Annotated in this window: 12 protein-coding genes; 6 read left to right on the top strand and 6 right to left on the bottom strand. The window is 57.9% G+C overall.

Features of this window, described 5'->3' with window-relative positions:
- The first annotated feature begins 348 nt into the window (after positions 1-348).
- A complete protein-coding gene (gene dinB, locus AAEZ06_RS18380; protein WP_149412014.1) occupies positions 349-1,407 on the top strand; it encodes a DNA polymerase IV in 1,059 nt (352 codons plus the stop codon).
- A gap of 34 nt (positions 1,408-1,441) precedes the next feature.
- On the opposite strand, the gene AAEZ06_RS18375 is transcribed toward dinB, so the two are convergent.
- The 4 genes from AAEZ06_RS18375 to AAEZ06_RS18360 all read right to left on the bottom strand — a co-directional run bounded on the left by AAEZ06_RS18375 (position 1,442) and on the right by AAEZ06_RS18360 (position 6,276).
- Complete coding sequence (locus AAEZ06_RS18375) at positions 1,442-2,395, bottom strand: hypothetical protein (protein ID WP_149411911.1); 954 nt, start codon at positions 2,393-2,395, stop codon at positions 1,442-1,444.
- A 20-nt stretch (positions 2,396-2,415) separates the two neighbouring features.
- Positions 2,416-4,131: a proline--tRNA ligase gene (locus AAEZ06_RS18370; RefSeq protein WP_133099651.1), complete on the bottom strand. Its 1,716-nt coding sequence runs from the start codon at positions 4,129-4,131 to the stop codon at positions 2,416-2,418.
- 198 nt (positions 4,132-4,329) lie between these two features.
- Positions 4,330-5,862: an AmpG family muropeptide MFS transporter gene (locus AAEZ06_RS18365; protein ID WP_149411912.1), complete on the bottom strand. Its 1,533-nt coding sequence runs from the start codon at positions 5,860-5,862 to the stop codon at positions 4,330-4,332.
- A 42-nt stretch (positions 5,863-5,904) separates the two neighbouring features.
- Positions 5,905-6,276 (bottom strand): MGMT family protein, encoded by a 372-nt coding sequence (locus AAEZ06_RS18360; protein WP_502948040.1) that lies wholly within the window; start codon positions 6,274-6,276, stop codon positions 5,905-5,907.
- A gap of 135 nt (positions 6,277-6,411) precedes the next feature.
- On the opposite strand from AAEZ06_RS18360, the gene AAEZ06_RS18355 reads away from it, so the two are divergent.
- Positions 6,412-7,419, top strand: a complete 1,008-nt coding sequence (locus AAEZ06_RS18355) for a DUF481 domain-containing protein (protein ID WP_149411914.1) — start codon at positions 6,412-6,414, stop codon at positions 7,417-7,419.
- 14 nt (positions 7,420-7,433) lie between these two features.
- On the opposite strand, the gene AAEZ06_RS18350 is transcribed toward AAEZ06_RS18355, so the two are convergent.
- Entirely contained in the window at positions 7,434-8,192 is a 759-nt protein-coding gene (locus tag AAEZ06_RS18350) for an SDR family oxidoreductase (RefSeq protein WP_350615483.1), read from the bottom strand.
- 74 nt (positions 8,193-8,266) lie between these two features.
- Between AAEZ06_RS18350 and AAEZ06_RS18345 the strand changes: the two genes are divergently transcribed.
- From AAEZ06_RS18345 to groL, 4 genes are all read left to right on the top strand, one after another.
- Positions 8,267-8,998, top strand: coding sequence for a HugZ family pyridoxamine 5'-phosphate oxidase (locus tag AAEZ06_RS18345; protein WP_350615481.1), 732 nt, complete (start codon positions 8,267-8,269; stop codon positions 8,996-8,998).
- A 66-nt stretch (positions 8,999-9,064) separates the two neighbouring features.
- Entirely contained in the window at positions 9,065-9,541 is a 477-nt protein-coding gene (locus tag AAEZ06_RS18340) for an FxsA family protein (RefSeq protein ID WP_149411917.1), read from the top strand.
- 247 nt (positions 9,542-9,788) lie between these two features.
- Complete coding sequence (locus tag AAEZ06_RS18335; protein ID WP_133099645.1) at positions 9,789-10,085, top strand: co-chaperone GroES; 297 nt, start codon at positions 9,789-9,791, stop codon at positions 10,083-10,085.
- Positions 10,086-10,134: 49 nt separating this feature from the next.
- The gene (groL, locus tag AAEZ06_RS18330) at positions 10,135-11,778 is read left to right on the top strand and encodes a chaperonin GroEL (RefSeq protein ID WP_133099644.1); all 1,644 of its coding nucleotides are present in this window, start codon (positions 10,135-10,137) and stop codon (positions 11,776-11,778) included.
- A 126-nt stretch (positions 11,779-11,904) separates the two neighbouring features.
- Here groL and AAEZ06_RS18325 read toward each other — a convergent pair whose 3' ends face one another.
- Positions 11,905-12,651 carry a phosphatase PAP2 family protein gene (locus tag AAEZ06_RS18325; protein ID WP_149411918.1) on the bottom strand — a complete coding sequence of 249 codons (747 nt, stop codon included), beginning with the start codon at positions 12,649-12,651 and terminating at the stop codon, positions 11,905-11,907.
- Between the last annotated feature and the right edge of the window lie 17 nt (positions 12,652-12,668).

Below are 12,668 nucleotides of genomic sequence, written 5' to 3'. Positions count from 1 at the left end.
GGAGCCGGATTTGAACCGACGACCTTCGGGTTATGAGCCCGACGAGCTACCAGACTGCTCCATCCCGCGTCTGTGTGTCGGCATTCTACAGCGATACGCAGGTGTGTCAACCGCTAATTCAAAGAAAAGCGCTTGTGGTTCAATCGCTTAGCTCTCCAAGGCAACACATGAAAGGGCTCTGGCCCAGTATGGCCGAGGCTTTTAGCTCTATTGGGGTGTCTGTTTCGATTGAGAAAATAAATGCATGAGGCTTTTTTCCTGCCGGCTAGTCAGAAGATTCACAGTACTGGTGCTATATACAGGTGTGAGTGAGATACTGGCGATCCGTTGACCATTCCCTCCTTATATATGACGCAGCGCAAAATCATCCACGTCGACTGTGACTGTTTCTACGCCGCCATCGAGATGCGTGACGACCCGACCCTGGCGCAAAAGCCGCTGGCCGTCGGCGGTTCGGCGGACCGCCGCGGCGTGATCGCTACCTGCAACTATGAGGCGCGGGCCTACGGTGTGCGCTCGGCTATGTCGTCCCGCCACGCGCTGAAGCTCTGCCCGGACCTGACCATCGTCAAGCCGCGCATGGATGCCTATAAAGAAGCGTCGAAGGAAATCCAGACGATCTTTCGTGATTACACCGACCTGATTGAGCCACTGTCGCTGGATGAGGCCTACCTGGATGTCTCCGACAGCCCGCTCTTTGGCGGCAGTGCCACGCGCATCGCCCAGGACATCCGGCGCCGGGTCTCCAATCAACTGCATATCACCGTCTCTGCTGGTGTGGCACCGAACAAATTCCTCGCCAAAATCGCCAGCGACTGGAAAAAGCCCAATGGGTTGTTTGTGATAACGCCGGATCAAGTCGAGGATTTTGTTTCTGTGTTGCCGGTTAATAAGCTGCATGGCGTGGGCAAGGTCACGGCGGACAAGCTGGCGCGGCTGGGGATTGAAGACTGTCTGCAACTGCGGGACTGGAACAAGCTGGCGCTGGTGCGCGAATTTGGCAGTTTCGGCGAGCGGCTGTGGAGCCTGGCCCGTGGGATTGATGAGCGCATTGTGCAGAACGACAGTCGTCGGCAATCAATCAGTGTGGAAAACACCTACGACGTCGATTTGCCGGACCTGTCCAGTTGCCTGGAAAAACTCCCCGAGTTGATCGACACCCTGGCTGGGCGCATGGCTCGTATCGACAGTAGCTATCGACCGGGCAAACCTTTCGTCAAAGTGAAATTCCATGACTTCACTCAGACTACTTTGGAACAGGCAGGGGCAGGGCGGGATCTTGAGAGTTATCAGCAGTTGCTGGCCCAGGCGTTCAAGCGCGGTGGGAAACCGGTGCGGTTGCTGGGAATTGGTGTGCGCTTGCTGGATTTGAACAATGGGAATGAGCAGTTGGAATTGCCGTGGTAGGAGCGAGCTTGCTCGCTCCTACAGAAAAACAATGTCAGTTCGCCCCAGGGTCCGCCACCAACCGTCCGCCATCCTGGGTCAAGGCCTTGAGGAATTCCTGCTGCAATTGAGGATCATTGCGGGTCAGTTCGATCAGGCTTTGTTCCAGTTCGCTGGCTTCTTCTTCCAGGCCAAGCTCCGACAAGCGCTTGACTCGGTGTACCCATTGGCTGACTTCGTCATCTTCTAGGTCGTCGTAGATCAAACCATGGGCTTCGAGCAGTTTTCCCCGCAAGGTGCTGCTGATGGCCAGCGATGAGTCCGAATGCACGTCATCCTGGGCATCTTCAATGCTGATCTGCAACGTGCTGACGTGGTTCAGGTCCTGCTCGGCAAACGGGCTATCCAACAGGTTCAGGCGCAGTACGCCGTTGCGGTCGGTGGTCAGATCAAAGGTTTGCTTGCCGGCTTTCACCTGGACCGGGCGTTCGCTCCACGGCAGGCTGGTGTATTCCAGGCGCCTGTCGCGCTGGATTTCATTAATGCCCGCCAGGTTCTGTTGCGCGCGGCCGTGGGACTGTACGTTCATGAACGGGTTGAGCCCGGCCACTCCATAGCTGATCCAGTCGCGGGTCACGCTGTCCGGCAGGTTGCCTAGGGCGAAGACATTGACCACATTGGCGCCGACGCCTGCCACCACCGCCACCGCGCCAAGGGGGATCTCATAGAGTTCCCGCCAAGGCTGGTACGGCGTGTAGCGATCATAATGACGGGTGACTTCAAATTCAGTGACCTCGAAGGTCCTCTGTTCATGAATGCGCACCCGACGTTGCGGCAGCTCAAGCACCTTGGGCTCGCCAACATCGATCTGTAGGCTATGGTCGAGCAATTTGCGCTCGATGCGTTCCTCGTGCTCGCTGCGTTGCGACATTTGATTGGCGCAGCCGCTGACCAGTAGGGCGCCACATAAAGTGGCGCCCCCGAGGGCTAAGGTGTTTCGCTTGAGCATGACTTCTCTTGATCTGGTTTTCAGCGACGAATACGCGCCTGAAGGAAAGACAGTACGTCAGCCACTGGCAACGGCTGGGCTTGGGCTTCGGTCCGGCTCTTGTATTCCAGATTGCCATCGGCCAGACCACGGTCACTGACCACGATCCGGTGCGGGATACCAATCAGTTCCATGTCGGCGAACTTGATACCTGGGCTGGTTTTCTTGTCGCGATCATCCAGCAGCACTTCAAAACCGGCGGCCGTCAGTTCGGCATACAGTTTGTCGGTGGCTTCGCGTACTTGCTCGGTTTCGTAGCGCAGCGGTACCAGGGCGATCTGGAACGGTGCCAGGGCGTCGCTCCAGATGATGCCTTTTTCGTCGTTGTTCTGCTCGATGGCGGCGGCAACCACGCGGGAAACGCCGATGCCGTAGCAGCCCATTTCCAGGGTGATAGGCTTGCCGTTTTCACCCAGCACTTCGCACTTCATCGCCTTGCTGTACTTGTTGCCCAGCTGGAAGATGTGTCCGACTTCGATGCCACGCTTGATTTCCAGGGTGCCCTTGCCATCCGGGCTCGGGTCGCCGGCCACCACGTTGCGCAGGTCGGCCACGGTCGGAACCGGCAGGTCACGCTCCCAGTTGACGCCAAAGTAGTGCTTGTCATCGATGTTCGCGCCGATACCGAAGTCGCTCATCAGCTCAACCGAACGGTCGATGATGATTGGCAGCGGCAGGTTCAGCGGGCCCAGGGAGCCGGCGCCGGCGCCAATGGCGTCACGCAGTTCGGCATCGCTGGCCATGACCAGCGGGCTGGCAACGCCTGGCTGCTGGGAGGCTTTGATTTCGTTGAGTTCGTGGTCACCACGAATCACCAGGGCGATCAGCTTGCCTTCTTCTTCGGCATGCACGATCAGGGTCTTGATGGTCTTTTCAATCGGCAGATTGAATTTTTCCACCAGGGCCGCGATGGTTTTGGTCTCGGGAGTATCCACCAGGCGCAGCTCTTCGCTTGGCGCAGGACGGGAGGTTTCCCGTGGCACGGCTTCGGCTTTCTCGATGTTCGCCGCGTAGTCGGAACCGTTGCTGAAGGCGATATCGTCTTCGCCGGAATCGGCCAGTACGTGGAATTCGTGGGAGCCAGCGCCGCCGATGGAGCCGTTGTCCGCTTCAACCGGGCGGAATTTCAGGCCCAGGCGAGTGAATACGTTGCAGTAGGCCTGGTGCATGCGGTCATAGGTGACCTGCAGGGATGGCAGGTCAGCGTGGAACGAATAGGCGTCCTTCATGATGAATTCACGGCCGCGCATCAAACCGAAGCGCGGGCGGATTTCGTCACGGAATTTGGTCTGGATCTGGTACAGGTTGAGGGGCAGCTGTTTGTAGCTGCTCAACTCGTTGCGCATCAGGTCGGTGATCACTTCTTCATGGGTCGGGCCGGCGCAGAAATCGCGGCCATGACGGTCCTTGAAGCGCAGCAATTCAGGGCCGTACTCTTCCCAACGCCCGGATTCCTGCCACAGCTCAGCCGGTTGGGTGCTCGGCATCAACACTTCTAGAGAGCCGGCGGCGTTCATTTCTTCACGAACGATCGCTTCGACCTTGCGCATCACCTTCAAGCCCATGGGCAGCCAGGTGTACAGGCCCGAGGCCAGTTTGCGGATCATGCCGGCGCGCAGCATCAGCTGGTGGCTGATCACGACCGCGTCGGAAGGCGTTTCTTTCTGTGTGGCGAGCAAATATTGACTGGTGCGCATGGTAGGCCGTTGTCGGTTGCTTGGACTTGAAATGACTTGGGATTGTACGGGCGCTTGCGGCCGACGTACAGGCATCTGGTTGTTGGAGCCGGGCTTGTGTGAGAGCTGGCTTGCCTGCGATACAGGCGGCGCGGTGTGTCAGTTACCCCGCGGTGATGCCATCGCAGGCAAGCCAGTTCCCATATTGACCGCGTTGCGTCACTCTTCTTTTGGAGGGTTCAACCGAATTCGCCGGCTTTCCTGGAACCAGTGCAAGGCAATCAGGATCAGCGTCGGCACACCCAGCAAGCAGGTGATCAGGAAGAAGTTGTGATAGCCGAACTTCTCCACCATCACCCCCGAGTAACCGCCGATCAATCGCGGCAGCAGCAACATGATCGAGCTGAGCAGCGCATATTGCGTCGCCGAGAACTTCAGGTTGGTCAGGCTCGACAGATAGGCCACAAACGCCGACGTCGCCAGGCCCGAGCTGAAGTTATCCAGGGAAATGGTGAAGATCAGCATCTGCAGATCGGCGCCCATGTCCGCCAGCATCAGGAACAACAGGTTAGTGCCGGCTGAGGTGATACCGCCGATAAACAGGATCGGCAGGATGCCGAAACGCACGATCAACAGGCCGCCCATGCCAGCACCCAGCAGGGTCATGATCAGGCCGAAGATCTTGCTGACGCTGGCAATCTGATCCTTGGTAAAGCCTTGGTCGATATAAAACACGTTGGCCATCACGCCCATCACGGTGTCCGACATGCGATAGGTGGCAATCAGCCCCAGCAGCAGCAGGGCTTGCCAGCGATAACGCAGGATAAAGTCGTTGACCGGAGTCAGCACCGGCGCGAGGCCGCGGCGGCCCATCGCCGAGAGGCACAGTGCGGTCAGGGAGACATAGAGGATGGCCCGCAGAAATGCGCGGTCCTCCAGCAGCAGGTCAAGCAGGCTGACGCCGTCGAACAGCACGCTGGCGAAGTCGGTGTTGTACAACTGGGTGAACATGGCCGGCACGGACACCAGCAACACGATCAACACGAACACAGACATCAGTTGGTGGGCAAAACTATAGCGCCCGGCCTGCAACTGGGTGCGCAATGGCACGTCCGGCTCGCGTATAAAAAACGTGGTCAGCAGGGCAGGGACCATTAATATGCCGAATAGCACATAGGTGCCGGTCCAAGCCGAATGCTTATAGTTGAAGCCAGTGGAGCCGAAGCCCTCGGCAAAAAACAGCGCACCGGCGGTGGCTAGCAGTGCGGCGATGCGGTAACCGGACATATAGCAGGCGGCCAGCGCGGCTTGGCGGCTGTCGTCGGCGATTTCCAGGCGATAGGCATCCACCGCGATGTCCTGGGTGGCCGAGGCGAAGGCGACAATAACGGCAATGGCTATCAGCCAGGACAGGTGTTTCTGCGGGTCGCAGAAACCCATGCCGATTAATCCGAGGATCACCAGCGCTTGGGACAGTACCAACCAGGAACGACGACGTCCGAGTTTGCCCAGCAGTGGCAGGCGCCATTGGTCGAGCAGCGGCGACCAGACCCACTTGAAGGCATACGCCAGGCCGATCAGGCTCGCATAGCCGATGGTTTCACGGGCCACACCGGCCTCACGCAACCAGACCGAGAGCGTCGAGAACACCAACATGTAAGGCAGACCGGCGGCAAAGCCGAGCAGTAACAGCACTAACGTCGAGGGGCTGGCATAGGCGGCGAGCGCGGCGCGCCAGGTTTTACGGGGCATGGGCTGGAGTCTGCCTCAAATTACGGAAACAAAGCGCGCACTCTAACCGCTGTGCTCTACCGGGCGCCAGCCATGACGCTGAATATCAACGCGATTGTTCAGGATACTGACCCCTTCGCTGCGTAATCGCACACGTTGCTCGTCTCCTGATGCGCTGCCCACCGGGAGACTTATCCGACCGCCGGCAGCGACGACCCGGTGCCAGGGTAACTTGGTGTCGTCGGGCAGTTGGCTGAGGGTGCGGCCAACCCAGCGCGCCGCACGGCCCAGCCCGGCCAGGTGCGCCAACTCACCGTAACTGACCACGCAACCTTTGGGCACCTGTGCAAGGGTTAGGTAAAGCGCAATGCGGCGAATCTCTGCGGGGTTTCGGCGGGTTCGTTCACGTTGGGCGTATCCGGTTGAAATTATCAGTCTCTTTGTAAGAAACGTCTGTAAAGATGGCGTTGAGAATTGAACTCAATACAGATACCTGAGTCTGTCCTTGCTAAGACTTTATCTAACACGATATTGCCCTTTTTTCGCCAAATTTGAGCCCAGCATCCGCTTATGTTGTCCAGAACCCTGCTTTGCCTCGCTGTTTTCAGCGCCTCCACGCCCTTGCTCGCCGATACCGTCTGGTTGAAAAATGGTGATCGCCTGACCGGCAAAATCAAGGTTTTCGACGGTGGCAAGCTCCTGATCCAGACCGAATACGCCGGCGCCATCCCGGTGGACTGGAAACAGGTGAAAACCCTGGAAAGCGACCAGGAGTTGCTGGTCAAGCAGGACGCCTACACCGGCGAGAAAGCCAAGTCCCTACACGCGGCCGACGATGGCAAGGTCATCCTGGCCAATGGCGAGGTGCCGAAAACCGTCGAGTTGGCGAGTATTCAGCAAATCATCAAGCCCAAGCCTGTGATCGAAGATCTAGTGTGGAAAGGCAACGTCGATGTGGCGCTGGACTACCAGCGCGCGGAAAAAGACACCGATGACTATGACGTGGGCTTCAAGACCACAGCCCGCCATGGCAAATGGCGGCATATTGCCGAAGGCGAGTACAACCGCGTGTTCCAGAATGACGTGGTCACCACCGATAACTGGAGCGCCGAGTACGCCCTGGACCGTTTTATCACCGACCAGTGGTTCTGGCAGGGTCGCCTGACCTACAAACGCGACAAGGTCGAAGACCTCACTCGTCAGCGCACCGTCGGTACCGGTCCCGGCTATCAGTTCTGGGATGACGAACTGGGCGCCTTCTCTCTTGGCTCGCTGCTTAACCGCACCGACTATGAATACCAGGATGGCGGCAAGGACAACTTCTATTCCTTGGCCATGAAGTGGGACTACAACCGCTACCTGGTAGGCAAGACGGTCGAGTTTTTCACCAGCGGCGAACTGGGCAAGCCCCTGGCAGGACCTGCCGATTACTCTCTCGATGCAGAAATGGGCCTGCGCTACAGAGTCACCGAATGGGCTTCGCTTAACCTCAAGGCTGAGCGCGACATTATCAGTGGCGGTTCGGACAGCGACTTGAGCAAGACTCGCTATACCGCAGGCTTTGGCGTGACCTGGTAAATGTGGAAGCGGCCTTACAACCGCAACCCACCATCCAATTCCAGAATCCGTCCGGTGTAATAGTCATTTTCGAAGATATACGCTGCCGAATGGGCAATCTCCTCAGGCTGACCCATACGCTTGAGGGGAATACCTGAGGTCATCTTCTCCAGCGCCTCGGGCTTCATGCCCAGGGTCATCTCGGTTTCGATAAAGCCCGGTGCAATCCCCGCCACGCGGATGCCGTAGCGCGCCAGTTCCCTGGCCCAGGTCACGGTGGCTGCAGCGACACCGGCCTTGGCGGCGGAGTAGTTGGTCTGGCCAACGTTGCCGGCGCGTGAAATCGACGAAATGTTGATGATGGCGCCCTGGTTCTTCAACTCGACCATCTTCGCCGCCACCTCGCGGGTACACAGGAATACACCGGTCAGGTTGACATCAATGACCGCCTGCCACTGGGCCAGGCTCATCTTGATCATCTCGCGGTCCTTGACCTTTAGCAGCAGCCCATCGCGCAGGATCCCTGCGTTGTTGATCAAACCGTGGATCGCGCCAAAATCGTCAGCGATTTTTGCCACCGTGTGGGTGACCTGCTCTTCATCGGCCACGTTGCACAGATAGGCACGCGCCTTGACGCCATGAGCCTCGCAGGCAGTGACCGCCGCATCGAGTTTTTCCGGGTTAAGGTCCACCAGCGCCAGGTGGGCACCTTTGCTCGCAAAATACTCGGCCATGGAACGGCCCAAACCCTGGCAACCGCCGGTGATAATGATTACTTTGTCGTTGAGATGCATTCGCAAGTCCTGTGAGCAGAATTAAGCGGTTGCCCAAGTCTGGTTTTGACGAAATTTACCGAGGGAGTCATAAGTTGAGCGCGCACGTTGCCAAGAATGCCCGAGAACTACTGCTCAAGGAATACCGAGGAGCACTCGCCACCCTATCCAAAGCCATGCCGGGCTTCCCTTTTGGTTCGGTGGTGCCTTATTGCCTGGACGAAGAGGGCCGGCCGCTGATCTTGATCAGCCGGATCGCCCAGCACACCCATAACCTGCAAAAAGATCCCAAGTGTTCGCTGCTCGTGGGTGAGCGCGAGGCCGAGGATGTCCAGGCTGTTGGCCGCCTGACGTACCTGGCCGAGGCCGAGAAACTTGAGGATGAAGCATCCATTGCGGCGGCGGCCGAGCGTTATTACCGCTATTTCCCCGACTCGGCTAACTACCACAAGGCCCATGATTTTGATTTTTGGGTACTCAAACCGGTGCGTCACCGTTATATCGGCGGTTTCGGCGCGATCCACTGGGTGGATCAACTGACCCTAGCCAACCCGTTTGCCGGCAAAGCCGAGCTGAGCATGATTGAACACATGAACAGCGATCACACCAAAGCCATTGCCCACTATGTCGAGCTGGCCGGTTTGCCGACATCGGAGCCTGCGCAACTGGCCGGTATCGACAGCGAGGGCATGCACTTGCGCATTGGTCAGGGCGTCTACTGGCTACCGTTTGCCGAGATGTGCAACACGCCGATACAAGTGCGCGAGGCCTTGGTTTTCCTGGCTCACGCCGAAGAATGGCCGAAAAAAACGGCCGCCGACGCTTGAATTCACGAAACGACGACGTCATCTAAGGTGGAGTAGCAAGGCATTCTTGCGTTGAGGAACCATTTGATGCGCCCTTTTTTATTGCTCTTTCTGCTGTTCCCGGTGTTGGAGCTGTTCGTCTTCGTCAAGGTCAGCGGGGCTATCGGGTTTTTCCCGGCCCTGCTGCTGATTATTCTCGGCTCGATGCTTGGCGTACTTGTGCTGCGCATCGCCGGGCTGGCCACCGCACTGCGTGCCCGTGAAAGCTTGAATCGCGGCGAACTGCCAGCCCAGACCATGCTCGAAGGCCTGATGATGGCCTTGGGTGGCGGCCTGCTGATCCTGCCAGGTTTTGTCAGCGACGTGGTTGGCCTGATCATGCTGTTGCCGATCACCCGTCGACTGCTGGCAGGCAAGATGCGCCAGCGTGCCGAAGAAGCTGCAATCCGCCAGCGCGCCTTTGCTGATGACCTGCAATCCCGTGGCGGCCCGGTGCCGCGCCAGCCGCTGGGGCGCGAGGGTGATGTGATCGAAGGCGAGTTCGAACACCGCGACTCCAAGTAACTGCGTGATTGGCACGGCGCCTTCGGGGGCCGTGTTGTTTTTAAGTGCATGGCAATCACGAAAATTTTCGTCGCCAAGCCTTGTAATAAGCTTATGCGCCCTTATGTAACGGTCACCGCAAGGTTTCTGGTGGCGACACCAGACAGACTTCCGCGATTCGCCCAGCGAGCCGCGACCGGCACCGCCGGAATTTAACCTGCCGGTATTGACACCGGCCGATGAAAAACACAATTAGGAGAGATCGACAATGAGCAAGCTTCGTCCTCTGCATGACCGCGTCGTCATCCGTCGCAGTGAAGAAGAAAAGAAAACCGCTGGCGGCATCGTTCTGCCAGGTTCGGCTGCTGAAAAAGCCAACCACGGTGTGATTCTCGCTGCTGGTCCAGGCAAGCAGCTGGAAAACGGTGAAGTACGTGCGCTGGCCGTGAAAGTGGGTGACAAGGTTGTATTCGGCCCTTACTCCGGCAGCAACACTGTGAAAATCGACGGCGAAGACCTGCTGGTAATGGCTGAGAACGAGATTCTCGCTGTTCTGGAAGACTGATTCCCCGCTCATTTTCCCGTTACTACAAAGTATTTAAGGAATATCGATCATGGCTGCTAAAGAAGTTAAATTCGGCGATTCCGCCCGTAAGAAAATGCTCGCCGGTGTCAACGTCCTGGCTGACGCAGTAAAAGCGACCCTGGGCCCTAAAGGCCGTAACGTGATCATCGAGAAGAGCTTCGGCGCTCCGACCATCACCAAGGACGGCGTTTCCGTTGCCAAGGAAATCGAGCTGAAAGATCGCTTCGAAAACATGGGAGCTCAACTGGTCAAAGACGTTGCCTCCCGTGCCAACGATGACGCAGGCGACGGCACCACCACCGCTACTGTCCTGGCTCAATCGATCGTCAACGAAGGCCTGAAAGCCGTCGCTGCCGGCATGAACCCGATGGACCTCAAGCGCGGCATCGACAAGGCGACCATCGCCATTGTCAAAGAGCTGAAGTCCCTGTCCAAGCCATGCGCTGACACCAAGGCTATCGCTCAGGTCGGCACCATCTCGGCCAACTCCGACAGCTCCATCGGCGACATCATTGCCGAAGCCATGGAAAAAGTCGGTAAAGAAGGCGTGATCACCGTTGAAGAAGGCTCGGGCCTGGAAAACGAACTGTCGGTTGTTGAAGGCATGCAGTTCGACCGTGGCTACCTGTCCCCGTACTTCATCAACAAGCCGGACACCATGGTTGCCGAGCTCGACGGTCCGCTGATCCTGCTGGTCGACAAAAAGATCTCGAACATCCGCGAAATGCTGCCAGTGCTGGAAGCCGTTGCCAAAGCCGGCCGTCCACTGCTGATCGTGGCCGAAGACGTTGAAGGCGAAGCCCTGGCGACTCTGGTTGTGAACAACATGCGCGGCATCGTTAAAGTTGCTGCCGTCAAAGCCCCAGGCTTTGGCGACCGTCGCAAGGCCATGCTGCAGGACATCGCTGTCCTGACTGGCGGTACCGTTATCTCCGAAGAGATCGGCCTGAGCCTGGAAAGCACTACCCTGGAACACCTGGGTAATGCCAAGCGTGTGATCCTGTCCAAGGAAAACACCACCATCATCGACGGCGCTGGTGTTGAAGCTGACATCCAGGCCCGTGTGACCCAGATCCGTTCGCAAGTGGCTGATACCACTTCCGACTACGACCGTGAAAAACTGCAAGAACGTCTGGCCAAACTGTCCGGCGGCGTTGCAGTGATCAAGGTTGGCGCTGGTTCCGAAGTCGAAATGAAAGAGAAGAAAGCCCGCGTTGAAGACGCCCTGCACGCTACCCGTGCAGCCGTTGAAGAAGGCGTGGTACCTGGCGGTGGCGTAGCGCTGATTCGCGCTCTGCAAGCTATCAGCGATCTGAAAGGCGAGAACGCTGATCAGGACGTAGGTATTGCTGTACTGCGTCGCGCAATCGAATCTCCACTGCGTCAGATCGTTGCCAACTCCGGTGACGAGCCAAGCGTAGTAGTGGACAAGGTCAAGCAGGGTTCGGGTAACTTCGGTTACAACGCTGCGACCGGTGAATACGGCGACATGATCGAGATGGGCATCCTTGACCCTACCAAAGTGACTCGCTCTGCTCTGCAGGCTGCGGCGTCCATTGGCGGCTTGATGCTGACCACCGAAGCCATGATTGCTGAAGCTCCGAATGACCAACCAGCTGGCGGCGGTATGCCAGACATGGGCGGTATGGGTGGCATGGGCGGCATGATGTAAGCCAGCCTTACCCCGATACTGAAAAGCCCCGCCTGCAGTGATGCAGGCGGGGCTTTTTTATGGCTGAGGGTTTAATGGCCCGTTATGTGGACGTCAGCAGGACGACATATCGACGATCTGTTGGCCTCAAGTCGTTCTCACGACCTTTCCCTGAATCACTTGCTCGGCCTTTTCTCCACGCTGATACAGCAAGAAGTAATACGTCCCCAAGCAGATCAGCCAGCAAAAGATCGCTGTCCAGACGTTATGGGAAAAGAAGTGCGCCCCTTGCATCATTCGACTGATGGAGAGCACTGCCCCCAACCCGAATGCCAGGATAAGCGCCTTGCGTGCCAGGCGTGGTCGGCGATCGCGTAACACAAAGAACAGGGCAAACAAGGTAAACCCCGTGGCCGCGTGACCTCCAGGCCAGCAGCGCCCGGGCTTGTCGGTTTGCGGTCGGGCGCTCAGCAGTGCGCTGTAGGTTTCCTTGCCGCCAAACTCCTGGAGGCTCCAGGGGCACTGCACTGCGGTGACCACTTTCAGCGGGGAAACGAATGAGGTGGACAGGCCCAGAGACAGTACCAGGCAGCCTAGTTCGCGTCGGTAGGGTTTTAGTCGCTCAAGAATGAGCGCGCCAACAAAGCCCAGAATGGCCAGCACCGAGAACAGGATGACCAGTTGTTTGGCGCGGTCGTGGAGGATGTCTTCAAGGAAAAAACTGTACCGGCCAATAAAACCGCCGTCTGCTGCGCTGTAAAACAGTTTGGCCAGGCTCATGTCCAGTGACGTCAGTTCCAGCAGCAGCAAAATCACCGCCGCAGCGGCGGGCACTCCCAGGTACAGCCAAAAATTGAGAGGCTTGGAAGCTGGGCGCAAAACGGTTGAAGACATAGCAAACCCTGGTATTG

This window comes from Pseudomonas sp. HY7a-MNA-CIBAN-0227 (genome assembly GCF_040310325.1).
In the GTDB taxonomy this organism is placed as follows: Bacteria; Pseudomonadota; Gammaproteobacteria; order Pseudomonadales; family Pseudomonadaceae; genus Aquipseudomonas.
The sequence above is the reverse complement of the archived record's forward strand: the minus strand, read 5'-3'. Positions and strand labels throughout refer to the sequence as shown.

What these genes read in the sequence shown, in the direction of transcription:
- AAEZ06_RS18350 (WP_350615483.1), bottom strand. Translation starts at nt 8,192, where the DNA reads ATGCATCTCAACGACAAAGTAATCATTATCACCGGCGGTTGCCAGGGT.
- AAEZ06_RS18340 (WP_149411917.1), top strand. Translation starts at nt 9,065, where the DNA reads ATGCGCCCTTTTTTATTGCTCTTTCTGCTGTTCCCGGTGTTGGAGCTG.
- AAEZ06_RS18365 (WP_149411912.1), bottom strand. Translation starts at nt 5,862, where the DNA reads ATGCCCCGTAAAACCTGGCGCGCCGCGCTCGCCGCCTATGCCAGCCCC.
- AAEZ06_RS18370 (WP_133099651.1), bottom strand. Translation starts at nt 4,131, where the DNA reads ATGCGCACCAGTCAATATTTGCTCGCCACACAGAAAGAAACGCCTTCC.
- AAEZ06_RS18325 (WP_149411918.1), bottom strand. Translation starts at nt 12,651, where the DNA reads ATGTCTTCAACCGTTTTGCGCCCAGCTTCCAAGCCTCTCAATTTTTGG.
- groL (WP_133099644.1), top strand. Translation starts at nt 10,135, where the DNA reads ATGGCTGCTAAAGAAGTTAAATTCGGCGATTCCGCCCGTAAGAAAATG.
- AAEZ06_RS18375 (WP_149411911.1), bottom strand. Translation starts at nt 2,395, where the DNA reads ATGCTCAAGCGAAACACCTTAGCCCTCGGGGGCGCCACTTTATGTGGC.
- AAEZ06_RS18335 (WP_133099645.1), top strand. Translation starts at nt 9,789, where the DNA reads ATGAGCAAGCTTCGTCCTCTGCATGACCGCGTCGTCATCCGTCGCAGT.
- dinB (WP_149412014.1), top strand. Translation starts at nt 349, where the DNA reads ATGACGCAGCGCAAAATCATCCACGTCGACTGTGACTGTTTCTACGCC.
- AAEZ06_RS18355 (WP_149411914.1), top strand. Translation starts at nt 6,412, where the DNA reads ATGTTGTCCAGAACCCTGCTTTGCCTCGCTGTTTTCAGCGCCTCCACG.